The following is a 20,914-nucleotide window of genomic DNA, read 5'->3' as shown; positions in this document are numbered from 1 at the left end:
CGCGAATCAGGCGGGCAGCGCGCAGAACAGCGCCTGCCCGATCGCGAGCACCGCGGCGCCCATGGCAATGCGCGGAAAACGGTGCGGCAACCCACTCAACAGCCCGACCGTTGCCAGCGCCGCCGCAGTCAACGCCCCGAGCCACAACACCCACCCCACCGACCCGCCCGCCGTCTCCAGGCTGGCCCACAGCGACAGGCACAGCAGCGCCGCGCCCCCAAGCTGCAGCCATCGGCGCCAGGCGCCGGGCGTGTGGCCGCGGCCGAAGACGTCTTCGCTGTGGCGGTCCATCGCAAGGCTCAGCGCGCAGAAGCCGGCCAGCGAGGCGGCGAACACCAACCCGAGCAGCGGCATCACGACCCCTGGCCCGACGCAGCGAGTTCGGTCGGCGGCGGTGGCTTGACGGCCTTCTTGGGCGCCGCCAGCGCCTTGCGGCGCTTGCGCTCCACCAACCAGGTCGCACCCGCGAGCCCGAGGCCGAGCGCAATCGCCACGAGGTCGAAGCCCGCCACCGAACTCGGGCCGCTGCGCAGGCTCACGGTGAGCGGCGCGGGGCCGGTGAAGGCATTGAGCACCGGCAGCAATGCGAACAGCAGCGCGCCGAGCGCAAGCTGCGCCTGCCACATGCGCAGGGTCGGGCGCAGCAGGCCCAGCACGGCGGTGGCGCCCCAGACGATGAAGAACCAGCGGATCTCGGCCTCGTTGCGGCCGGCCACGTCGACCGGCAGCAGGCGGTTGGCCCAGAAGAAGGCAGCCATCGCCACGGGCAGGCCCGCGATGGCGCCGAGGTTCAGTCCGTCAACGAGCCGCAGGCCGAAGCCGATGCGACCGCCCTGCTTGACGGTCTTGGCGTACTTCTGGCGCTCCTTCACGGCCCACAGCAAGAGGCCCGTGGCCACCATCAGGCAGCCCGCAAGGCCCGAGACGAAGAACAACGCACGCAGCAGCGGATCGGCGAAGCGGCCGATGTGCAGGCCGTAGAGCACGCCGCGCGTTTCGGCCGCGGCCTTGGGCACGTCGCCGAAGGTGCCGATGAGCGCGCCGGTCGTGCCGTTGAACTGCATGGAGGGCTGTTCGTACGATAGGTGCCGGCCCTCGGCCCGCGCGAGCGAGACCACGGCGTTGGCGTCGTTGGGCTGGTGCACCAGGATGCGGCCCACGGGCGCGCCGCCCCAGTGGGCCGTGGCCTGCGTCACCATGGGCCCGAGGGGTGCCAGCGCCGCCTTCGTGCCCGAGGGCTTGATCTGCGTGCGCAAGCCGCCCGGAATGGCTTCGGCGAAAAAGGTGTCGGTGCCGCCGTGCGCCTTGTAGGCCACCTGCGGGCCCCACGGCATGTACATGAACATCAGCGTGACCAGCCCGGTGTAGGTGATCATGGCGTGGTACGGCAGCGCAAGCACGGCGGTGACGTTGTGCGCGTCGAGCCAGCTGCGCTGGCCCTTCTTCGGACGGAAGGTGAAGAAGTCCTTGAAGATGCGCTTGTGTGTGACGATGCCGCTGACGATCGCCACCAGCATGAACATCGCGCAGAAGCCGACGATCCAGCGCGCCCAGATCGCGGGCATGTAGTGCAGGTCGAAGTGCAGGCGGTAGAAGAACTCGCCGCCGCGCGTCTCGCGCGGCGCGGTGATCGCCTGCCCCGTGGCCGGGTCGAGCGCGGCGCGGTCGAAGCCGCGGCGCCGCTCCACCGGCGGCGAACCGGCCGGCGGCGGCGGCTTGATCCACAGCAGGCTGACCGACGGCTCGCGCGCGGTCGGCAGGGTGATGAACCAGCGCGCCGCATGGCCCGCGTTGCGCTCCAGGTACGCCACCGCGTTCTCGGCCGCGACCGGCTGGGTCACGGTGCCGTGCGAGATGGCGTGCAGCTCCGGCTTCATCCAGAAGGTGATCTCGTCCTTGAAGTACGAGGCCGTGCCGGCCGCGAACACCATGAAGAGCACCCAGCCGACCAGCAGGCCCGACCAGGTGTGCAGCCAGGCCATCGACTGACGGAATCCTTCCTTCATGCGGCACCTCCGCCGCCCTGGGTCCACAGCAGCAACAGCAGGCCCTGCAGCGCCGCCGCGATGGCAAGGCCGGTCCAGGCGCGCCACGCCGAGCGGGCCGCGAAGACCCACATCACGGCCACGGCGTAGACGAGGAAGGAGGCCAGCGTGCCGGTCAGCGCGGCTTCGCTGCGCGCCATGCCGAAGAGGGCGGGCAGGCCCAGCGCGAGCACGGCAGCCGACAGCGCGGCGACGCCGTAACCGCCCGCGATGGCGGCGACGGCCCGCGACGCCACGCTCATCCGGTAGCGAACGCCGGCGCTCACGACGGGCGCCGGACGACGTGCAAGGTCGTTCGGAAATTCATGGGACAGAGGGAGAGGAGAAACCTAGAGAATGAGAATCATACTCATCTTCTCGGTTTTCTCGCCCCCGGCCATCCCGCGAGCGGGGCCTTGCCTTGAAAGGCGGGCGGCGCCTTACTTCGCCTGCAGCAGCGCGCCAGCTTCGAGCAGCACCAGCTCGTTGTCGTCCGCCTTGTTCGGCTCGCGGCTGCTGGAGAACGGCAGATTGTTGTCGTTGCCGACCACGATGTGCGTGGCATCGACCACATCGACGTTCTCGATGGTGAAGAACGGGAACTTGAGCACGCCGTCGTTCAGCGGCTTGCGCGCGAGCTTGTTCGGGTCGGCGATGTTCAGCAGGTCGATGTAGCCGATCTTGCGCACCGCGCCGCCCACGTTCGCGTCGCTCAGCTCGACCTTGTAGACGCGCTTGAACTTCGCGATGTCGTGGAAGCAGTCGGTGCGCTTCTGGCCTTCGGGGCAGGCCTTGTCGCTCGTGCCTTCGCCGTTGTCGCGCTCGATGATGAGGCCGGTGGTGCTGTCGATCATGTTGAAGTCGCCGATGGCGTGGCCGTTGGCTTCGAGCACGTACTTCCAATGGCGACCTGTCCATTTTTCCGACGCCACGTCGAACTCCAGCACGCGCAGCGCTTCCTTGCCGTCGACCTTCTCGTAGTCCTTGGCCTCGGCGTTCCACACCGGGCCTTCGAGCAGCGCATAGAGCTTGCTGCCGTCCTTGGACGACGCCATGCCTTCGAAGCCCTTGGAGCGCTTGATCTGGAAATCGACCGCACCACCCGGCGCGCCCGGCGTGGTGACTGCGGGGTGATCGGGCGAGCGCACGGCCTTGCCGTCGACCTGCGTGTCGAACACCGCGAGCACCTTGCCCTTCAGGTCGGCCTTGATCAGGAAGGGCCCGAACTCCTCGCCGATCCACAGCGCGCCGCCGGCGAACTGGAAGCTCTCGGGATCGAAGTCCGAACCGGTCAGGTAGCGCTGCTTGGTACCTTCGTGAACGATGCGAAACGGCACCTTCTTGTCGGGGTCGTGCAGGAAGATGGTGTTCAGGCGGTTGAACTTGCCGCTCTTGAAGTCCACCTTGTAGTGGTTCAGGTAGAGCATGAAATCGGGCGAGTTGGCCTTCGCGCCGGCGCCGTTGTCGGTGAGGATCCAGAACGAGCCGTCGTCCATCTTCTTGATGCCCGAGTGCCCCTGCAGCGGCTGGCCCTTGAAGGGCACCGACACGCCGGTGCCACGACCGGCCGAGAGGCCTTCGACGGTGCCCAGCGCCTCGACGCGCTTGCCCGAGGTGAACTTGCCGCTGACCTGCAGGTCGGCCGGCGCGTCTTTCGGCGCAGCGACAAAGCTCTGCGCGGGCAGCACGGCGTGGCCGGCGAGCGTGGCGGGGAAGGCGGTCTGGGCCACAGCGCCGCCGCAGGCGAAGGCAGCGGCCAGGGCGACCAGGGAGAGGGAAGCGAAGCGCGTCATGAACGAAAAAGCTTTCAGTCGAAAACGCGTGACCTTGCCGGGCAGGCGTGACGCCGCCGTGACATCCGCTCAGACGAACGACAACTGCGGCTTGTTCACCATCAACCAGAACACGATGGCCATGGCCACGAAGGCCGGATAGCCCAGAAGTTCCCAGTAGCGCTGATAGCGCAGATACAGCGACGGCAGCGGCGTGGCTTCGTGGTGCGCCTGCGCCGCCAGGGCCGCCATGCGGATCTGCAGCCACACCACCGGCAGCCAGCACGCCCCCGCGAACGCGAACAGCCCCAGCGACAGCGCCAGCCACGGCGTCGACAGCGGCCAGCCCGCCATGTGCGCCAGCGCGAAGCCGGTGACCGGCTGCAAGATGACGGTGGGCGTGGTGAACCACCAGTCGGCCCGCACCACCAGCCGGCTCACCACCGCCTGCGCCGGCACGCTGCCGCTGCGGTTGGCAAAGAACATGTAGAAGGCCGACCCCAACCCCGTGCCGACCATCAGCACGCTGGAGACGATGTGCAGCCACTTGAGGACGAGGTAGGTGTTCATGGCGTGGCGCGTCGGTACAGATGCCAGAGCAGCGCGGCGATGGGCAGGTTCTTGAGCAGCGGGCCCAGCGGGTGCAGCCACAGGTTCGGTTGCAGCGCGGTCGCCACGAGCGTCATGGCGAGCATCAACGCGAAGGCTGCCAGGTAGACGGTGCGGCCAGGCCGCAGCCACAGCGCCAGGCCGACCGCAAGATCGGCCGCCGCGCCGCCGACGATCAACGCCTGCACCAGCCATGGCGGCGAGGCGATGCCTGCATCGGCCAGCACGCGCCGGCTCTGGCCGTCGAGTTCGACGATGCTGGCGACGGCGGTGAAGAGCCAGACGGCGACGAGGCTCAGGCGCAGCAGTCGATCGTCATCGTTGGCAGGGCGTGTCATGGCGCGGGCGGTGCCTCGTCGATCACGTCCGTCACCATGCCCCAGCGCGCGAACTCGGGGTCGAACTCGGGCAGCGCGAGCAGGCCGGCGCAGGCGTGCGCGCCCACCGGCAACGCCTCGCCGTGCGCGAGCCGGCGGGCCAGCAGGATGGCGGCCATGCAGGGGATCTCGGGGCCGTGGTTGTCGTCGGCCGCGATGTTCCAGGCGCGGCGTGCGGTGGCGCCGTGCGCGTCGGTGCCTTCGACGCGCACCACCATGCCGCCCAACGCGGTGCCGAACGCATCGAACACGCCGCCCGTCGCATGCAGCAGCGGCGCCAGCTTTTGCGGTGCGCGCAGCAGGCCCGTGCGGCGCAGGAAAGCCAGGAAGGCGAAGGCGTGCTGGGTCAGGCCGACTTCGAGTGCGGCGCGGAACATGACCGACTGCACGCCGCCGTAGCGCGCAGGAAAGAGTTCGAGGTCGGGGATGTCGCACAAGGCGCCGCGACGCGGCTTCATGCGCGCGAACTGCACCTTCGCGGGATGCGCCCAGCCGGGCTGCTCGGTCCAGCGGCCGCCCTGCCAGACGCGGATCGGCGCGCCGCAGTAGGCGAGCACGCCCGCGAGCGTGGCTTCGCCGCGCGGTGCGCCCTGTGCCGGCGCGATGCAGATGTCGATGCTGCGCAGGCTCTGCCAGCCGGCGGCGAGATGATCGACCACCGCCGACGACAGCGCGGGCACGGTGCTGGCGCCGGCCACGGCGGTGCGGCCCGCGCTGCGGAAGGCGGCGTCCATCGCGGCGGGAAAGTCGCAGACGAAGCGCCGGCCGTCGGCCAGGTCGATGTAGTGCGCGCCGGCGGCTGCCACGGCCTGCGGCACGCGGTAGTCCTGGCCCTGGAACGGGCCGGCGGTGTGGATGACGAGGTCGACGCCCAGAAAGCCCAGGCCCTGCGCGAGGTCGGGCGACTGCGCATCGACGCGCACACCGCGTGCGTTTCCGCCCAGCGATTGCGCAAAGGCCGTGGCCCGCTCGAGGTCGCGCCCGCCGACCCACAGCTCGATGCCCGGGTCCTGCGCCAGTGCGCGGCTGATGCGTGCGCCGAAGTTGCCATAGCCGCCGAGCACCAGCGTCTTCATGCGAGGCGGGCTCCGGCGATGTGGCCGCGCGTGAAGGCTTCTTCGAAGATCGAATAGCCCGACCAGTCCGCGTGCGCGAACGACAGCCGGCCCGCGGCCACGCGGTCGCCGTGTGCGCCGATCTGCGCGAGCAGGCCCGGCCGCGGGATCGACATGGCGTGGCCGTAGCGCGTGATCTCGACGCGCGTGGCGAGTGCCGGCAGGTCGGGGTGTGGCACCGACAGCTCGGCCAGCAGCTCGTCGCGCCATGCGGTCCACGGGCGCTCGAGCAGCAGCTGACGGCCGTCGCCGGTGTCGTAGCCGCTCGGGCCCAGCGGGCGGTACCAGCTGAGCACGGTGCCGCGCGGCGTGGGGTCGAGCGTCTGGTGGCGCGCATCGACATACCCGAGGCCGCGCGTGCCGTAGATCACGTTGTCCCAGCTCGGCGCGGCGCCGACGCGATCGGCCAGCGGCCCGCGCAGGTGCACGTTGGCGACCAGCCAGGGGGCGTAGCGCACGTGCGCGGCGGCGCTGGTCAGCAGCGAGGGCGGGTTCTCGACCACGCGCGCGGCGATGAAGACAGGCAGCGCGACGATGCAGCGCTCAGCCTGCCAGCGCACCATGGATTTCGACGCGGCATCCCATGCGTCGACCTCGACGCCCGCGCGCCCTTCGGCGATGCGCGTGACGACCTGGCCCGTGTGCAGGCGCGCGCCCAGCGGCGCGGCCAGCTGCTTGGTGAGCCAGCCGTTGCCTTCGGGCCAGGTGAGTACGCCGTCGCGATCGGGGTTGGTGTCGTTGACGCTGCCGCTCGCGTCGCCGGGCGCATGGAAGCCGTGGCGGCTCGCGAAGTAGTGGATGCCGGCCCAGGCCGACACCTGCGCGATGCCGGCGCCGTAGTCGTCGCGGCAGCAGTAGTCGAGGTACCAGCGCAGGTGGGCGTCGTCGAAGCCTTCGCGGTCGAGCCAGCCCGCGAAGGGCACGGCGTCGAGCGCGAGCAGTTCGGGCGTGACGACGAAGCGCAGCGTGGGAATGGCGAAGTGGGCGGCGTGCTGCAGCGCGTCGATGCGCTGCGCGAAACGGCGGTACTGCGCCTGCGTGCCAGCGCCCACGTCGTGCACGGGCAGCAGCCCGTCCTGCCATTCGCCGCGAAAAAACAGGCGCTCCTGCGGGCTGTGGCAGAGGTGGCGCTCGTCGTAGGTCCAGCGGCCGGCCACGCGACGGCGCAGGCCGAGTTCTTCGAGCAGGTCCTGCACCTCGTGCGCATCGTCGCCGGGCGTGGGCAGGTAGTGCGCGCCGAGCGGGCAGGCGATGCCGCCGACCGAGCCGCCGCGCGCGTTGCCGCCGGCGGTGTCTTCGAGTTCGAGCAGCGCGAAGTCGTCGATGCCCGCGAGGCGCAGCGCACGCGCCGCCGCCAGGCCAGCGACGCCACCACCCGCGATGACGACGCGGGTGCGTTTGACGGTGGCCGGGGCCTGCGACTTGAGCGTGGCGTCGCGCATGGCGTGGCCGCGCGCGACATCGATGCCGGTGAAGCCGCCTTCGATGGGCGGCGGTGGCGCCTCGCAGCCGGCCAGCGCCAGGGCGCCTGCACCGGCAGCGACGCCAAGAAAGCCACGGCGCCTCATGGCACACGGTTCCTTCGTGGAACACCGCGGAACCGGCTTTGCCGGGCCGCAGGTGTTGCCCCCGGCAGGGGGTTGGCGAAGCGACACGAAGTGCGCGCAGCCTGGGGGCGAGCCATATCAGTGAGCCATGACCTTGCCCCACTCCTGCTCATAAGTGGTGACCAAGGTCTGGTTCGACAGGCGATTCACTTCGGTCGGCACGCGCGCCATGTCGAGCGGAAAGTCGAACATCAGGGGCAGCGTCGCCGGCGTGAGAAAGCGCATGCCGCCCGGCAGCGCATCGGGCAACCGGTAGGGCCGGTGGCTGGCAATGATGTAGCCCCACTCGCCGAAGCTCGGCACGTGCGCGTGGTACGGCGTGGCCTTCAGGCCGACCGACTCGATGGTGGTCGCCACGGTCCAGTAGCTCTTGCGCGCCACCAGCGGCGAGGTGGTCTGAATCACGGCATAGCCGCTGGCCGACAGGCGCCGATCGAGCAGCGCGTAGAAGCTGTTGGTGTAGAGCTTGCCGATGGCGAAGTTGGTGGGATCGGGAAAGTCGACCACGATCACATCGAAGGTGTCGCCCTCCTGCTGCAGCCACTGGAACGCGTCGGTGTTGACGATCTTCACCTTCGGCGACGAGAGCGCGTGCCCGTTGAGCGCGGCCAGCGTCTCGTGCGTGGTGAAGAGCTGCGTCATGTTCGGATCGAGCTCCACCAGCGTGACCGACTCGACCGAGGGGTACTTGAGGATCTCGCGCACCGCCATGCCGTCGCCGCCGCCGAGCACGGCGACCTTCTTGGGCGCGCCGTGCGCGGCCATCGCGGGGTGCACCAGCGCCTCGTGGTAGCGGTACTCGTCGCGCTCCGCGAACTGCAGGTTGCCGTTCAGGAACAGCCGGTGGCCCAGCGCGCCGCGCGTGACCACGATGCGCTGGTAGGGCGAGCTGGCGCTGAAGACGATGCGGTCCTGGTAGAACTTGTCTTCCGCCAGCGTGGTGATGTGGTCGGCGCCCCAGAAGGCGCCGATGAGCGCAGCCAGCGTGAGAAAGCAGGCCACCGCGTGCGCGCCGGCGCGACGCAGTTCATGGCGGAACAGCCACAGCGCCCACACGGCCACCGCGGCGTTCATCACGCCGAACAGCAGGCCGGTGCGGATCATGCCCAGCTGCGGCACGAGGATGAGCGGGAACGCGACCGACACGGCGAGCGCGCCCAGGTAGTCGAAGGTCAGCACCTGCGACACGAGGTCCTTGAGCACGATGTTGCGCTTGAGGATGCGCATCACCAGCGGAATCTCGAGCCCCACCAGCGTGCCCACCACCACCACGAGGCCGTACAGCAGCAGCCGGAACGCGCCCGGCACGTAGGCATTGGCCAGGAACAGGATCGCCGGCAGCGCGCCGCCGATCAGCGCCACGAGCAGCTCGATGCGAAGGAAGTGCGCCGGCAGCTGCCGGTCGAAGTAGCGCGAGAGCCACGAGCCGACGCCCATGGCGAACAGGTAGGTGCCGATGATGGTGCTGAACTGCAGCACCGAGTCGCCAAGCAGGTAGGAGCTCAGCGCGGCCGCGCTCAGTTCGTAGACGAGGCCGCAGGCCGCGACGACGAACACGCTGGCGAGCAGCGCGATCTCCACGGGTTGCGGCCCCCGCGCATCCGGGGTGCGCGCGGGCAAGGCCGCGTCGCTCAATGGATGGCTGCGGCGACGATGACGCTGATGCCGAGGCACATGGCGGCCACGACGAGCGCCAGCGCCATGTTCTGCTTCTCGACGATCTCGCCCCACAGGTCATAGGGGGTGATCTTGTCGATGATCAGGAAGCAGACCCAGAAGACCACCACGCCGATCAGCGCATACACGAGCGATCCGAGGACCACGCCCGGTTTCAGCCATTCAATTCCCATGGGGACCTCCAGTCGTAGCAATAAAGAGAGATGTGAGAGAGCCGCAGCGCCTGCGCGCGATCTTCGTCATTTGTGGCCGCCGCCGCTCGAGTAGCCGCCGTACGAACCGCCCGAGCTGCGGTACCCGCTCGAGGAGCCGCCGCTGCAGTTGCTCATCAGGATCAGCACGAAGAGGATGACCACGATGACGAGGATGATCGTGCCGCAGCCCATGCCCGACGCGGCGCTCACGGGCAGCGCGTCACCGCGCGAGAACAGGTCTTTCTTGGCGTCGAGCTTGAAGGCCGTGGCCACCGCGCCGCTGTCGATCTTGCTGCCCGAGGACCAGGTCAGCTCGTTGGCCGAGCGCTCCATCGAGAGCAGCGCGCCGCCGCTGGCGAAGTCGCGGTTGAAGGTCTTCTGCCCGCGCTCGACCTGCCAGTAGAACTCGCCGGCCACGTAGGTGGTCTCGGCGTTGTAGGCGTACTGCTGCTGGTAGCGCTTGTTGAGGTAGGTGGCGGTGTTGCCGTTCTCGGCCATCACGGGCGCGCCGGTGGTCGGCTTGACCATGCTCCAGCCGTCTTCGGCATCGACCAGGAAACTGAAGCCGCGCTTCTTGTTGTAGAGCAGGTACTCGTCCCAGCCGAACTGCTCGTCGTCGCCGGGCTCCTGGCCCATGCGGTGCTGGAAGCCCACCACCTGCCACGGCGCGCCCTGCAGCTGGCCCACGCTGCCCAGCGCGATGAGCGGGCGCACCGGCTCGTTCTGTTCGGCGTGCTTGAGCTCGCCGCCGATGCCTTGCGACAGGTCGATGATGCTGTGGCAGTTGCCGCAGGTGATGCTCTTGCTGTCGGCCAGGTTGACGGTGACGGGCGAGCCGCAATTGGGGCAGTTGAAGCTGCGGCCCCTCTCGTCCTTCGCGGATTCGTCGCGCAGGCCGGTGAGCTGCAGGTCGTCGAGTTGCACCGAGCGGCCGAGGTACGCGGTGGGCGGGGCGGTGCCGTAGTCGATGCTGAGCACCAGCCCCTTGTCGTTGCGCAGCTCGACCATCGCGAACGGTTGGCCGAGCGCGGGCAGGTGCGGCAGTTCGCCCTGCGCGGAGGTCAGCGCCACCTGCTCGTTGGAGGCGACGGTGTAGCTTTGGCCGGCGAAGGCGGTGGTGGCGCCCACGCGCAGGTCGGCGGGCGGCGGCGCGGCACGCTGCAGGTCGAAGGGCAGTGCAAAAACGTAGGCGCCGTTGTCCTCGCTGAGCACGCCGGTGCGGTCGCCGTCGAGCGACGCGATCCATTCGGTCCAGCGCCCGCCGGGGTAGGTGTACTGCAGCCGGCCGATCAGCGTGAAGGGCTTGTCCTGGATGCGGCCGGCGGCGAACAGCTGCAGCGGGCTGAAGTCGTGGAACAGCTCGGCCATCTTGCCGGTGCGCGCGAGCGTCTCGCCCTGGCGCACGACGGTGCTCTGGCAGTACGGGCAGACCGCGTGCGTCGATTGGGCCGAGCGGAATTCGACCGGCGCGCCGCAGCCGGGGCAGGGCGCGCGGTAGTAGCGTTGGGAGCCGGTTTCCTCAGCCATGGCAGCCTGGAAAAGCGACGGATGCAACTGCGGGAAACACCACGGAGCCGGCTTCGCCGGGCCGTGGGTGTTGCCCCCTGCAAGGGGGAAGGAGAAGCGACACGAAGTGCGCGAAGCCTGGGGGTTAGACCAACTTCTTCAACAGTTCGGCCTTCTTGGCGTCGAACTCTTCCTGCGTGAGGATGCCCTTGGTCTTGAGTTCGCCGAGCTTCTCGAGCGTGGTCATCACGTCGGCGGCGCTCACCACGGCCACGGCCGGCTGCTGCGTCGTGGCCGCAGCCTGGGCCGCCGCGTTCGGGCTCAGGCCCTGTGCGAGGTTCTGCGCCAGCACCTGGCCGAGCGCCACGCCGGCACCCAGGCCCATTGCGTCGCCCGCGATGCCGCCGCCACCGGCCGCGCCTTCGGCGAACTTGGGAATGGCCTGCGCCGTCTGGTATTGCATGAACTTGCCCATGTCGTTGCCGACCATGCCCATGCCGATCTTCTGGTCGAGGATCTTCTGCAGCTCTTCAGGCAGCGAGACGTTCTGGACCGTGATGTTCTCGAGCTTGATGCCGATCTTTTCGAACTCGGGAACCAGCTGGGCGGCGAGCGCCTGCGCGAACTGAATCTGGTTGGCCGCCAGGTCGAGGAAGGGCAGGCCGCTGGAGGCGATGGCGTTGCTGATGTTCTGCAGCACCAGCCCGCGCAGCTGGCCGTCGAGGTCGGCCACGGAGTAGATGTCGCGCGTGCCGGAGATTTCGGTGTGGAACAGCTTCGGGTCGCCGATGCGGAAGCTGTAGTTGCCAAAGGCGCGCAGGCGCACGGCGCCGAAGTCCTTGTCGCGGATCGTGATCGGCTGGGGCGTGCCCCACTTCTGGTCGACCTGCTGGCGGGTGCTGAAGAAATAGACGTCGCTCTTGAAGGGAGATTCGAAGAGCTTGTCCCAGTTCTTCAGGTACGTGAGCACGGGCAGCGTCTGCGTCGTGAGCTTGTACATGCCGGGGCCGAACACGTCGGCCACCTGGCCTTCGTTGACGAACACGGCCATCTGCGACTCGCGCACGGTGAGCGAGGCGCCGTTCTGGATTTCCATCTCGGCCATCGGGAAACGCCAGGCCAGCGTGCCATCGCCGGACTCGGTCCACTGGATGATGTCGATGAACTGTTTCTTGATGAAATCCATCAGGGCCATGGTCGTTCCTCTCGAGATGTTGTCGGGTTTTGTCCCAGCCGCACATATTGCCACAGGGCTTTGACGGCGCCCCGTGCTTTTGGTCATGCCTGCCACCGGCCATGCGGCGTAGGGCGGAATGGACCGAGGTCTACAATCGGCGCCCCCAGAAGAAGCGCCACCAGGAGCAACGGCACATGTCCGATTCGACCGCATCGTCCCCTTCGACCCCCACCCCGGAAGACAAGCGCGCCCTGCTGCGCCGTGCCGCCCTCGAGTACCACGAGTTTCCCGTTCCCGGCAAGATCGCCATCGCGGCGACCAAGCAGATGGTCAACCAGCGCGACCTGTCGCTGGCCTACTCGCCCGGCGTGGCCGCGCCCTGCGAGGAAATCGTCAAGGACCCGGCCAACGCCTTCAAGTACACCTCGCGCGGCAACCTCGTGGGTGTCATCAGCAACGGCACCGCCGTGCTGGGCCTGGGCGACATCGGTCCGCTGGCCTCCAAGCCGGTGATGGAAGGCAAGGGCGTTCTCTTCAAGAAATTCGCCGGCGTCGACGTGTTCGACATCGAGATCGACGAGAAGGACCCGGTCAAGCTGGTCGAGATCATTGCCTCGCTGGAGCCCACCTTCGGCGCGATCAACCTGGAAGACATCAAGGCCCCGGACTGCTTCTACGTCGAGCGCGAGCTGCGCAAGCGCATGAAGATTCCGGTGTTCCACGACGACCAGCACGGCACGGCCATCACCGTGGCAGCCGCCATGCTGAACGGCCTGAAGGTGGCCGGCAAGAACATCGCCGAAGTGAAGCTGGTCACCTCGGGCGCGGGCGCCGCGGCGCTGGCCTGCCTGAACCTTCTGCTCAAGGTGGGCCTGAAGCGCGAAAACGTGTTCGTCACCGACCTGGCCGGCGTGGTCTACGAAGGCCGCGAAGAGCTGATGGACGACGACAAGCGCCAGTACATGCAAAAGACCGACATGCGCAAGTTGTCGGAAGTGATCGCCGGCGCCGACGTGTTCCTCGGCCTGTCGGCCGGCGGCGTGCTCAAGCCTGACATGGTCGCGAAGATGGCGCCCAAGCCGGTGATCTTCGCGCTGGCCAACCCGAATCCCGAGATCGCGCCCGAAGACGCCCATGCGGTGCGCAACGACGTGATCATGGCCACGGGCCGCACCGATTACCCGAACCAGGTCAACAACGTCCTGTGCTTCCCGTACATCTTCCGCGGCGCGCTCGACTCGGGCGCCACCACGATCACCGACGAGATGGAAATTGCCGCGGTGCACGCCATCGCCGAACTGGCCCAGGCCGAGCAGAGCGAACGCGTGGCCGCCGCCTACGCCGGTGAAAAGCTGAGCTTCGGCCCCGAATACCTGATTCCGAAGCCCTTCGACCCGCGCCTGATGATGAAGATCGCGCCGGCCGTGGCCAAGGCGGCCGAGGAAAGCGGCGTGGCGCTGCGCCCCATCAAGGACATGGACGCCTACCGCGACAAGCTGCAGAGCTTCGTCTACGCCTCGGGCACCACCATGAAGCCGATCTTCGACGCCGCCAAGCGCGCACCGAAGAAGCGCGTGGCCTACTGCGAAGGTGAAGAAGAGCGCGTGCTGCGCGCCGCGCAGATCGTGGTGGACGAAGGCCTGGCGCGCCCGACGCTCATCGGCCGTCCGGCCATCATCGCCCAGCGCATCGAGAAGTTCGGCCTGCGCCTGAAGGAAGAGCTCGACTACGACGTGGTCAACGTCGAGCAGGACCACCGCTACCGCGACTTCTGGCAGACCTACCACCGCATGACCGAGCGCAAGGGTCAGACGGTGCAGACCGCCAAGATCGAGATGCGCCGCCGCCTCACGCTGATCGGCGCCATGCTGCTGCACAAGGGCGAGGTCGACGGCATGATCTGCGGCACCTGGGGCACCACGCTGATCCACCTGCACTACATCGACCAGGTGATCGGCAAGCGCCCCGGCGGCTGCGCCAGCACCCCGCAGGACGTGCCGGTGTACGCCTGCATGAACGGCCTGCTGCTGCCCGACCGCCAGGTGTTCCTGGTCGACACGCACGTCAACTACGACCCGACGCCAGAAGAGCTGGCCGAGATCACGACCATGGCGGCCGAGGAAATGATGCGTTTCGGCCTCAAGCCGAAGGCCGCGCTGCTGTCGCACTCCAACTTCGGCACCAGCAACGAGCCCAGCGCCGTCAAGATGCGCAAGACGCTCGACCTGCTGCGCGTGCAGGCACCCTGGCTCGAAGTCGATGGCGAAATGCACGGCGACGTGGCCCTGGACAGCAAGCAGCGCGCGGTCGTCATGCCGCACAGCGCGCTCGCGGGCGATGCCAACCTGCTGGTGTTCCCCAACATCGACGCCGCCAACATTTCTTACAACCTGCTCAAGACCGCAGCCGGCGGCAACATTGCCATCGGCCCGGTTCTGCTCGGCGCGGCCAAACCTGTGCACATTCTCACGGCGAGCGCGACTGTTCGCCGCATCGTGAACATGACGGCCTTGACAGTGGCCGACGCAAACGCCGAGAGATAGGCCATTTGACGAGAGTGGACGCCAACTTAAGGCGTCGCTTTCCGTCCCCGCGACTGCTCAAACTTTGGGCAGTCGCTTGCTATTTTCGCCAGCGTGGTGCACACTCGCGGGCTTGAATTTGCGGGTTAACCCCGAGGTTGAGCGCAATTCGAACCCCCCGCTCTTTTCTTGTGGTGCCCCATGGCGGCTTACGCCTCGATCACGTCCTCTGTCACTAAGTTTGCGCTCACCAGCTTGATGCTGGTGGCTCTGACGACGGGGGCCGAGGCCCGCGGATGGTTCGGGGCCGACAAAACGTCCTCCGAGGCCTCGATTGCCCTGACCGATCTCCCGGTCCAGGGCCAGCGAACCTACCAGGCCATCCTTGACGGTGGCCCCTTCCGGTACGACAAAGACGGCACGGTATTCGGCAATCGCGAACGCATCCTGCCAGCGGCACGCCGCGGGCATTACCGCGAATACACGGTGCCAACGCCCGGCGCGCGCAACCGCGGTGCCCGGCGGATCGTTTGCGGTGGCGAGCAGCGCACAGCGCCCGAGGCCTGCTGGTACACGGCAGACCACTATGCGAGTTTCAGACGGATTGCGCCATGAGCGATGACAACGACCTGAGCGGCGCCCCGAAGCGCCCCGACGAGATGATGATGACTATGGAAAGACCAGCGGATATGACCTTATCCCTTCGAGCCGTACGCCCGAACATCGTGCAATCGATCCGCGCGTTCCGCGTGAACGACCTGCAGGATGCCGCCAACGCGGCCGGCCAGCACTTCCTGTACGCCAACCTGGGCAACGCCCAGACCAAGCAGGACGTGCTCGACCTGATTGCCCAGCAGTTCACCTTCCCGGCGCACTTCGGCAAGAACTTCGACGCGCTGTACGACTGCATGACCGACCCGTTGCATAAATCGGGCCCGCAGCCTGGTTTCGTCATCGTGCTCGAACAGATCCCGGCCAATGCCAAGTTCGACAAGGAAGCGCGCGAGCAACTGCTCGACATCTTCCGCGACGCTTCGGACTACTGGGGCGATCGCAAGGTCCCGTTCCGCTGCTTCTATTCTTTTCTGTAGCCCGTTCTGCATCTACCAGCCAAGCAGAACGGGCGAACGAGGCTCAGCCGACCGCTGAAACCCTCGATGGCATCGAAGTCAACACCACCGCCACGGCAGCCGCTGCGGCCACGCCCGCCGCCAGCACCGAGCCGGCCGGCGAGAAAATGCCGACCGACAAGCTCGTCGACGTGTCGCCCCTGGCGCTGCGCATGAGCAGCCCCTTCAACGCGGGCTACTGGCTGGCCGCCGCGTAAACAGGCTCGCCCCCAGGCTGCGCGCACTTCGTGTCGCTTCGCCAACCCCCTTCCGGGGGCGGCGCCTACCGACCGGCAAAGCCGGATCGGTGGCACCCTGGAAAAGAAAAAAGCCCGTCATCGACGGGCTTTTTTCATGGAGGAACAGCTTGGGCCAGTGCGACGTATTCGGCCACCGGCACCTCTTCGGCGCGGCGCTGCGGGTCGAACTCTCCTTCGAAGCCGTGCGTCTCCAGCCACTTGCCCAGTGTGTGCCGCAGGATCTTGCGGCGCTGGCTGAAGGCCACCTGCACGATCTCGCCGAGCCGCGCAGCATCGACCGCCGGCGGCTGCGCGAGCGGCACCATGCGCACCACGGCGCTGTCGACGCGCGGCGGCGGATCGAAGCTCTCGGGCGGCACGAACAGCACGTTCTCCATGTCGTAGCGCCACTGCAGCATCACGCTCAGGCGGCTGTAGTCCGACGTAGCGGGCCGGGCCACCATGCGGTCGATCACTTCCTTTTGCAGCATGAAGTGCTGGTCGGCGATCAGGTGGGCGTAGCCCAGCAAATGGAACAGGATCGGCGTCGAGATGTTGTAGGGCAGGTTGCCGACCACGCGCAGCGGCTTCGGCGCGGCCTTGGCCGCAAGTTCGGCGAAGTCCACCTTGAGCACGTCGGACTCGATGACGTCGAGCTGCGGATGATCGCGCAGCCGCTTGGCCAGATCGCGGTCGAGCTCGATGACCGTCAGGCGGCCGAGCCGCTCGACCAGCGGCTGCGTGAGCGCCGCCAGCCCCGGCCCGATCTCGACCATCGCATCGCCGGGTTGCGGCGCGATCGCCTGCACGATCCCGTCGATGATCCCGCCGTCGGACAGGAAGTGCTGTCCGAACCGCTTTCTTGCAATGTGTTGTGCCATCGCGGCCTAAAGCGCTGCCGCGGCCATCAGGACTGCGGCGGCTCGCGGAATTCGACGTAGGCGCGCGCGCGCACTTCCTGCACCCAGGTGGTGAAGGCTTCTTCGACGCGCTGTTCGCGCAGCGCGGCACGCGCGGCTTCGCGCTGCTCCGACTGGCTCAGCTTGGCTTCGCGGCGGCCGACCACCTGGATCAGGTGGACGCCGAAGCGCGACACCACGGGGTCGCTGATCTGGCCCGGCGTGAGCCGGTCCATGGCTTCCTCGAACTCGGGCACGAACTGGCCGGGGCGCGACCAGCCGAGGTCGCCGCCTTCCTTGGCGCTCGCGTCCTGCGAGTTGTCGCGCGCCAGGCCGGCGAAGTCGGCGGTGCCCGACTGCACGCGGCGCTTGAATTCCTGCAGCTGTGCCACCGCCTGCGCGGTCGTGCGCTTGGGGTCGTTCATCAGCAGGATGTGGCGCACCTGGGTCTGGGTGATGGATGCATCCGACGCGCCCACCTGCGCCTTGGTCAGCACCTTGAGCACGTGGAAGCCGGCGCCCGAGCGCACGGGCCCGGCGATGCCGTTCACCGCGGTCGATTGCGTGGCCTCGACGAACACGGGCGGGTAGCGATCGGCGCTGCGCAGGCCGAGCGCGCCACCGTTGGCGCGGTCGGGCGAGTCGGAGTTCTCGCGCACCAGCTTGGCGAAGTCTTCGCCGCTGCGCGCGCGCTGCGCGAGGTCGGTGGCCTTCTTCTGTGCGGCAGCGAGCTGCGCGTCGGTGGCGTTCTCGGGCACGGCCACCAGCAGCTGGGCGATGTTGAGGTTGAGCAGGGCGTTGTTCTTGACGGCGCTTTCACGCTGTTCGCGCAGGTACTCGTCGGCCTCGGTGTCGCTGACCTTGACCTTCGATTCGACCTCGCGGTCGCGCAGGCGCGTGAGCAGCAGCTGGTCGCGCAGGTCGTTGCGGAATTCGCGCGGCGAGATGCCCTCGGCGGCGACGCGGCTACGCAGCTCGGTGAGGCTGATCTCGTTCTGGCGCGCCACGGTCTGCTCGGCCTGGTCGATCGCCACGTCGTCGACCTTGATGCCGTTTTCCTTCGCCAGCTGCAGCTGCGCGCGCTCGGTGATCAGGCGCTCCAGCACGAGGCGCGTGAGTTCGGCGCGCGGCACGCGCTCGGCGTCCGGGTTCTCGCGGATCAGGCGCGTGACACGCGATTGCACCTCGGTGTTGGTGATGGGCTCGGAGTTGACCAGCGCCACGATGTATTCGGCCGAGCGCTGCACCGGCGCCGCCGCGGGGCCGGTGGCAGGGCGGGCCGCCGGCGGAATGATCCGGGGACCGGCGCGCATGATGTCCGTGATGCCGCTGCCGGAACGAAAGCCCTGTGCGCCCGCCGTCGCGGCGATGGCCGCAAGGCAACCCAGGGTGATGAGGGAACGGATGTGTTTCATGGCGTGAACGGTCGTCGTTTCAGTCGTAATTGGTGAAGCGGCTCGGGGCTTCGGTCGGTTGACGCAGCGGCTGGTAGCGCTGGATGTTCTGTCGCAGCGCCTGCATCGGGCTCGATCCGATGCTGGAGAAACCGACGAATTCGAGCTGGAACATGATGCGGGTGTTGGCCGTCACCTGGCCGGTGGTGATGCGCTGCAGCACCACGCGGCTGATCCAGCAGCAGCCGTCGTACTCGACCCCGAGCACGCCGTCCGTGAGCTTCTTGTCCTGCAGGCTGTAGTTCAGGCGGCCCACGGCGTACCAGCGTCCGCCGCCTTCGCCCTTGCCCGGCCCGAGGTCCTTGCCCTTGTCGCCCCACAGGTCGTTGAGCGGCCATTGCCAGCCGAAGTCGATCGACTTGTTACCGTCGGTGGCCGTGGGCGTGCTCGGCGCCTGGTAGCGGAAGGCGGCGCTGAGGTTGCGGTACGGGCCCGGGTTGTAGCGCGCGCTGATCGCGCTGCGCGTGGAGCGGCGCGAATCGGGGTTGTACTGGAGCAGCGTGTCCAGGCTCCACTTGGGCGTCCAGTTGATCTGGGCGCCCAGCAGCAGGTCGCTGGTGCGGTCGGTGACCGGCGCGACGCCCGGCAGCGTGACCTTCTGGTCGGCAAAGCGGAAGCGCTGCGCGATGCCGAAGCGCACGGCTTCCACGCCGGTGCCCGGATCGATCAGGCGGGACGTGACGCCCAGCGTGAGCGCGTTGGTGTCCGAGATGCGGTCCGCGCCCGAGAACGCGTTCTCGGTGTAGATGGTCGCGAAGCTGAAGTCGTTGGCGGCCGAATCGTAGTTCGGCAGCATGCTCTGGTTGCGGTACGGCGTGTACACGTAGTACGCGCGCGGCTCCAGTGTCTGGCGGAAGGCGCGGCCGAAGTAATTGGCGTCGCGCTCGAAGACCAGGCCGCTGTCCAGGCTGAAGGTCGGCACGACGCGGTTCGACGAGGTCGGGAAGAAGTACAGCTGGCTCGGGTTGTACGGCATCCCGTTCACGTAGTCGACGCCGTTGACCGACACCTTCGGAATGGACGACTGCGGCAGGTAGTAGTTGTACGAGGTCGCGTGCAGCTGCAGCTTGGGGATGACGAAGGAGCTCGGCGTGAGGAACGGCCGGCTGATCGCCGCCTGCGCGAACACGCGGTCGCCATCGGGCTGCGACTGCTGATTGAGGTCGAAGCCGGGCTGGCCGGCCATGATGCTGTTGACGCGAAAGCGCGAGTAGTCGGTGTTCAGCGAGACGTCGAAACCGTGCCAGTCGTACTTGGCGTAGTTGGCCGTGATCTGCGGCACGCGGTCGTACGAGGGCACGACCGGCGACAGGTTGTACTGCAGCGTCTGGTAGCGCAGGGCGCGCACGGCGCCGCTCCAGTCGCCCTTGGTCCAGTTCAGCGAGGCGTCGTTCGGCAGCTGGCGCTGCGCCAGCGTCGGCGTGCGCGTGAAGTCGCGCCAGTAGTCGTTGTCGCTGACGCGGTTGATGTTGAGGTTGGCGGACAGCGAATCCAGGCCCAGCGCCTTGGCGTCGAAGTCGTGGTGGTGGTTGAGCCACAGGCCCCAGCGCTTGCTGCTGCTGGGCGGCCTGCCGAAGTTCAGGTCCTTGAGCGCGATCTCGCCGTTGTTCAGCTTCTGCAACTGCTCGGCACGCGCCTCGTTGTAGCGCTGGCCCACGAGGCGGTCGCTGCCCATCAGGTCCAGGCGGATGCTGCCGCTGTAGTCCTTCTCGAGGTAGCGGAATTCGTTGGCCAGGTTGAGCCCGCGCTTGCTCATCAGCGTGGGCGTGAAGGTGGCGTCGCGGTTGGGCGCGATGTTCCAGTAGTAGGGCTGCGCGACCTCGAAGCCGTTGGTGTTGTCCAGCCCGATGGTGGGCGGCAGCAGGCCGCTTTTGCGCTCGTTGGACAGCGGGAAGGTCACGCGCGGGATCGGCGGCGTCGTGATGCCCATGAAGCTCATGCGCGCATCGATGGCGACACCCTCGTTTTCCTCGGTGTCGGTGGTCAGCGTGGCGGCGGTCAGCAGCCAGGCCGGCATCCAGCCGGGGAAGTCTTCGCGGCGGCAGGTGGTGTAGCTGGCGCGCCGCGCGATCGAGACGTTGGAGTCGACGAAGTCGATGCGCTCGGCCTCGCCGTGGCCGCCGGTCGCGAGGAAGCGGTAGCGCACGTTGTTGAAGAAGCCCTCGAAGGTCTCGAGCTTGAGTTCCAGCTCGGGGCCTTCGTACACGTTGCCGGCCTGGTTGACCCGCACATTGCCGGTGGCCTTGGCACGGTCGTCGGGCTGGTAGTACTCGAGGCGGTCGGCCGTGATGGCGACCGGGCCGCGGCGCAGCGTGGCGTTGCCCTCGATCACGGTCTCCAGGTCGGGGCGACCGGAAATGCGGTCGCCGGTGACAAGGCTGGGCAGCTGGCTGCGTTGAACGGGCGAGAGCGTCTCGGTGAGCAGCGGCGTGCGTTTGAGCGTGAGCGGTCCGTCGAGGACACCGGGCTGCTGGGCGAAGGCGCCATGCGCGTGCAACAACGCCAGCGACAGCACGGCCAGTGGCAGCGGCGGGCTCAAACGTCGCAAGGCGGCGCGTGGGGTCGTAGGCATCGATTCGGAACGAAAGATCGTCGGGGACGGCGCGGCAGGCCGGCGGGTTGCGGGGACCGGC

General features: G+C 68.0%; 18 protein-coding genes. 3 read left to right on the top strand and 15 right to left on the bottom strand.

Translation table 11 applies throughout. The features are described from left to right. Positions 1-6: 6 nt before the first annotated feature. From AC07OH_RS25095 to AC07OH_RS25040, 12 genes are all read right to left on the bottom strand, one after another. The gene (locus tag AC07OH_RS25095; protein ID WP_495302521.1) at positions 7-354 is read right to left on the bottom strand and encodes a DUF3325 domain-containing protein; all 348 of its coding nucleotides are present in this window, start codon (positions 352-354) and stop codon (positions 7-9) included. Next, positions 354-2,006, bottom strand: a complete 1,653-nt coding sequence (locus tag AC07OH_RS25090; protein ID WP_495302520.1) for a PepSY-associated TM helix domain-containing protein — start codon at positions 2,004-2,006, stop codon at positions 354-356. Before AC07OH_RS25090 ends, AC07OH_RS25095 begins: the two co-directional genes overlap by 1 nt. Continuing rightward, positions 2,003-2,311: a DUF3649 domain-containing protein gene (locus AC07OH_RS25085; RefSeq protein WP_495302519.1), complete on the bottom strand. Its 309-nt coding sequence runs from the start codon at positions 2,309-2,311 to the stop codon at positions 2,003-2,005. The genes AC07OH_RS25090 and AC07OH_RS25085 overlap by 4 nt, the downstream gene beginning before the upstream one ends. 153 nt (positions 2,312-2,464) lie before the next feature. Further along, positions 2,465-3,817, bottom strand: coding sequence for an esterase-like activity of phytase family protein (locus AC07OH_RS25080; protein ID WP_495302518.1), 1,353 nt, complete (start codon positions 3,815-3,817; stop codon positions 2,465-2,467). Positions 3,818-3,886: 69 nt separating this feature from the next. Beyond that, complete coding sequence (locus AC07OH_RS25075) at positions 3,887-4,366, bottom strand: DUF2269 family protein (RefSeq protein WP_495302517.1); 480 nt, start codon at positions 4,364-4,366, stop codon at positions 3,887-3,889. Further along, positions 4,363-4,743, bottom strand: coding sequence for a DoxX-like family protein (locus AC07OH_RS25070; RefSeq protein ID WP_495302516.1), 381 nt, complete (start codon positions 4,741-4,743; stop codon positions 4,363-4,365). The genes AC07OH_RS25075 and AC07OH_RS25070 overlap by 4 nt, the downstream gene beginning before the upstream one ends. Beyond that, positions 4,740-5,858, bottom strand: a complete 1,119-nt coding sequence (locus tag AC07OH_RS25065; protein WP_495302515.1) for a saccharopine dehydrogenase family protein — start codon at positions 5,856-5,858, stop codon at positions 4,740-4,742. Before AC07OH_RS25065 ends, AC07OH_RS25070 begins: the two co-directional genes overlap by 4 nt. After that, entirely contained in the window at positions 5,855-7,465 is a 1,611-nt protein-coding gene (locus AC07OH_RS25060) for an FAD-dependent oxidoreductase (protein ID WP_495302514.1), read from the bottom strand. Before AC07OH_RS25060 ends, AC07OH_RS25065 begins: the two co-directional genes overlap by 4 nt. Before the next feature lie 117 nt (positions 7,466-7,582). Then, on the bottom strand, positions 7,583-9,124 hold the full coding sequence (locus AC07OH_RS25055; RefSeq protein WP_495302513.1) for a polyamine aminopropyltransferase: 1,542 nt from the start codon (positions 9,122-9,124) through the stop codon (positions 7,583-7,585). Between the two features lie 11 nt (positions 9,125-9,135). Further along, the gene (locus tag AC07OH_RS25050) at positions 9,136-9,354 is read right to left on the bottom strand and encodes a DUF350 domain-containing protein (protein ID WP_489060488.1); all 219 of its coding nucleotides are present in this window, start codon (positions 9,352-9,354) and stop codon (positions 9,136-9,138) included. 66 nt (positions 9,355-9,420) lie between these two features. Next, on the bottom strand, positions 9,421-10,902 hold the full coding sequence (locus AC07OH_RS25045; protein ID WP_495302512.1) for a DUF4178 domain-containing protein: 1,482 nt from the start codon (positions 10,900-10,902) through the stop codon (positions 9,421-9,423). Between the two features lie 124 nt (positions 10,903-11,026). Further along, on the bottom strand, positions 11,027-12,076 hold the full coding sequence (locus tag AC07OH_RS25040; RefSeq protein ID WP_489060484.1) for an SPFH domain-containing protein: 1,050 nt from the start codon (positions 12,074-12,076) through the stop codon (positions 11,027-11,029). A 176-nt stretch (positions 12,077-12,252) separates the two neighbouring features. Here AC07OH_RS25040 and AC07OH_RS25035 point away from each other — a divergent pair, with 176 nt between their 5' ends. From AC07OH_RS25035 to AC07OH_RS25025, 3 genes are all read left to right on the top strand, one after another. Continuing rightward, on the top strand, positions 12,253-14,601 hold the full coding sequence (locus AC07OH_RS25035) for an NADP-dependent malic enzyme (RefSeq protein ID WP_495302511.1): 2,349 nt from the start codon (positions 12,253-12,255) through the stop codon (positions 14,599-14,601). A gap of 180 nt (positions 14,602-14,781) precedes the next feature. Further along, positions 14,782-15,195, top strand: a complete 414-nt coding sequence (locus AC07OH_RS25030; protein ID WP_056574987.1) for a guanyl-specific ribonuclease — start codon at positions 14,782-14,784, stop codon at positions 15,193-15,195. A 50-nt stretch (positions 15,196-15,245) separates the two neighbouring features. Then, positions 15,246-15,671 carry a barstar family protein gene (locus AC07OH_RS25025; RefSeq protein WP_095747788.1) on the top strand — a complete coding sequence of 142 codons (426 nt, stop codon included), beginning with the start codon at positions 15,246-15,248 and terminating at the stop codon, positions 15,669-15,671. Between the two features lie 370 nt (positions 15,672-16,041). Here the strand turns inward: AC07OH_RS25025 and rsmA are convergent, their stop codons facing one another. Genes rsmA through AC07OH_RS25010 form a run of 3 tightly spaced genes read right to left on the bottom strand, consistent with a single transcriptional unit; the run spans position 16,042 to position 20,853 of the window. Next, a complete protein-coding gene (gene rsmA / locus AC07OH_RS25020; protein WP_495302510.1) occupies positions 16,042-16,809 on the bottom strand; it encodes a 16S rRNA (adenine(1518)-N(6)/adenine(1519)-N(6))-dimethyltransferase RsmA in 768 nt (255 codons plus the stop codon). 26 nt (positions 16,810-16,835) lie between these two features. Next, entirely contained in the window at positions 16,836-18,242 is a 1,407-nt protein-coding gene (locus AC07OH_RS25015; RefSeq protein WP_495302509.1) for a peptidylprolyl isomerase, read from the bottom strand. A gap of 19 nt (positions 18,243-18,261) precedes the next feature. After that, on the bottom strand, positions 18,262-20,853 hold the full coding sequence (locus AC07OH_RS25010; protein ID WP_495302508.1) for an LPS-assembly protein LptD: 2,592 nt from the start codon (positions 20,851-20,853) through the stop codon (positions 18,262-18,264). Positions 20,854-20,914: the final 61 nt, after the last annotated feature.

The organism is Variovorax sp. GW821-FHT10C12 (assembly GCF_059415405.1).
Note: the sequence above shows the minus strand (reverse complement) of the source record. Positions and strands in the feature narration are given on the sequence as shown.

Bases quoted from the DNA above. Each gene is read 5' to 3' on its own strand.
- AC07OH_RS25095 (WP_495302521.1), bottom strand. From the start codon at position 354: ATGCCGCTGCTCGGGTTGGTGTTCGCCGCCTCGCTGGCCGGCTTCTGC.
- AC07OH_RS25090 (WP_495302520.1), bottom strand. From the start codon at position 2,006: ATGAAGGAAGGATTCCGTCAGTCGATGGCCTGGCTGCACACCTGGTCG.
- AC07OH_RS25080 (WP_495302518.1), bottom strand. From the start codon at position 3,817: ATGACGCGCTTCGCTTCCCTCTCCCTGGTCGCCCTGGCCGCTGCCTTC.
- AC07OH_RS25075 (WP_495302517.1), bottom strand. From the start codon at position 4,366: ATGAACACCTACCTCGTCCTCAAGTGGCTGCACATCGTCTCCAGCGTG.
- AC07OH_RS25070 (WP_495302516.1), bottom strand. From the start codon at position 4,743: ATGACACGCCCTGCCAACGATGACGATCGACTGCTGCGCCTGAGCCTC.
- AC07OH_RS25065 (WP_495302515.1), bottom strand. From the start codon at position 5,858: ATGAAGACGCTGGTGCTCGGCGGCTATGGCAACTTCGGCGCACGCATC.
- AC07OH_RS25060 (WP_495302514.1), bottom strand. From the start codon at position 7,465: ATGAGGCGCCGTGGCTTTCTTGGCGTCGCTGCCGGTGCAGGCGCCCTG.
- AC07OH_RS25050 (WP_489060488.1), bottom strand. From the start codon at position 9,354: ATGGGAATTGAATGGCTGAAACCGGGCGTGGTCCTCGGATCGCTCGTG.
- AC07OH_RS25045 (WP_495302512.1), bottom strand. From the start codon at position 10,902: ATGGCTGAGGAAACCGGCTCCCAACGCTACTACCGCGCGCCCTGCCCC.
- AC07OH_RS25040 (WP_489060484.1), bottom strand. From the start codon at position 12,076: ATGGCCCTGATGGATTTCATCAAGAAACAGTTCATCGACATCATCCAG.
- AC07OH_RS25035 (WP_495302511.1), top strand. From the start codon at position 12,253: ATGTCCGATTCGACCGCATCGTCCCCTTCGACCCCCACCCCGGAAGAC.
- AC07OH_RS25030 (WP_056574987.1), top strand. From the start codon at position 14,782: ATGGCGGCTTACGCCTCGATCACGTCCTCTGTCACTAAGTTTGCGCTC.
- AC07OH_RS25025 (WP_095747788.1), top strand. From the start codon at position 15,246: ATGACTATGGAAAGACCAGCGGATATGACCTTATCCCTTCGAGCCGTA.
- rsmA (WP_495302510.1), bottom strand. From the start codon at position 16,809: ATGGCACAACACATTGCAAGAAAGCGGTTCGGACAGCACTTCCTGTCC.
- AC07OH_RS25015 (WP_495302509.1), bottom strand. From the start codon at position 18,242: ATGAAACACATCCGTTCCCTCATCACCCTGGGTTGCCTTGCGGCCATC.
- AC07OH_RS25010 (WP_495302508.1), bottom strand. From the start codon at position 20,853: ATGCCTACGACCCCACGCGCCGCCTTGCGACGTTTGAGCCCGCCGCTG.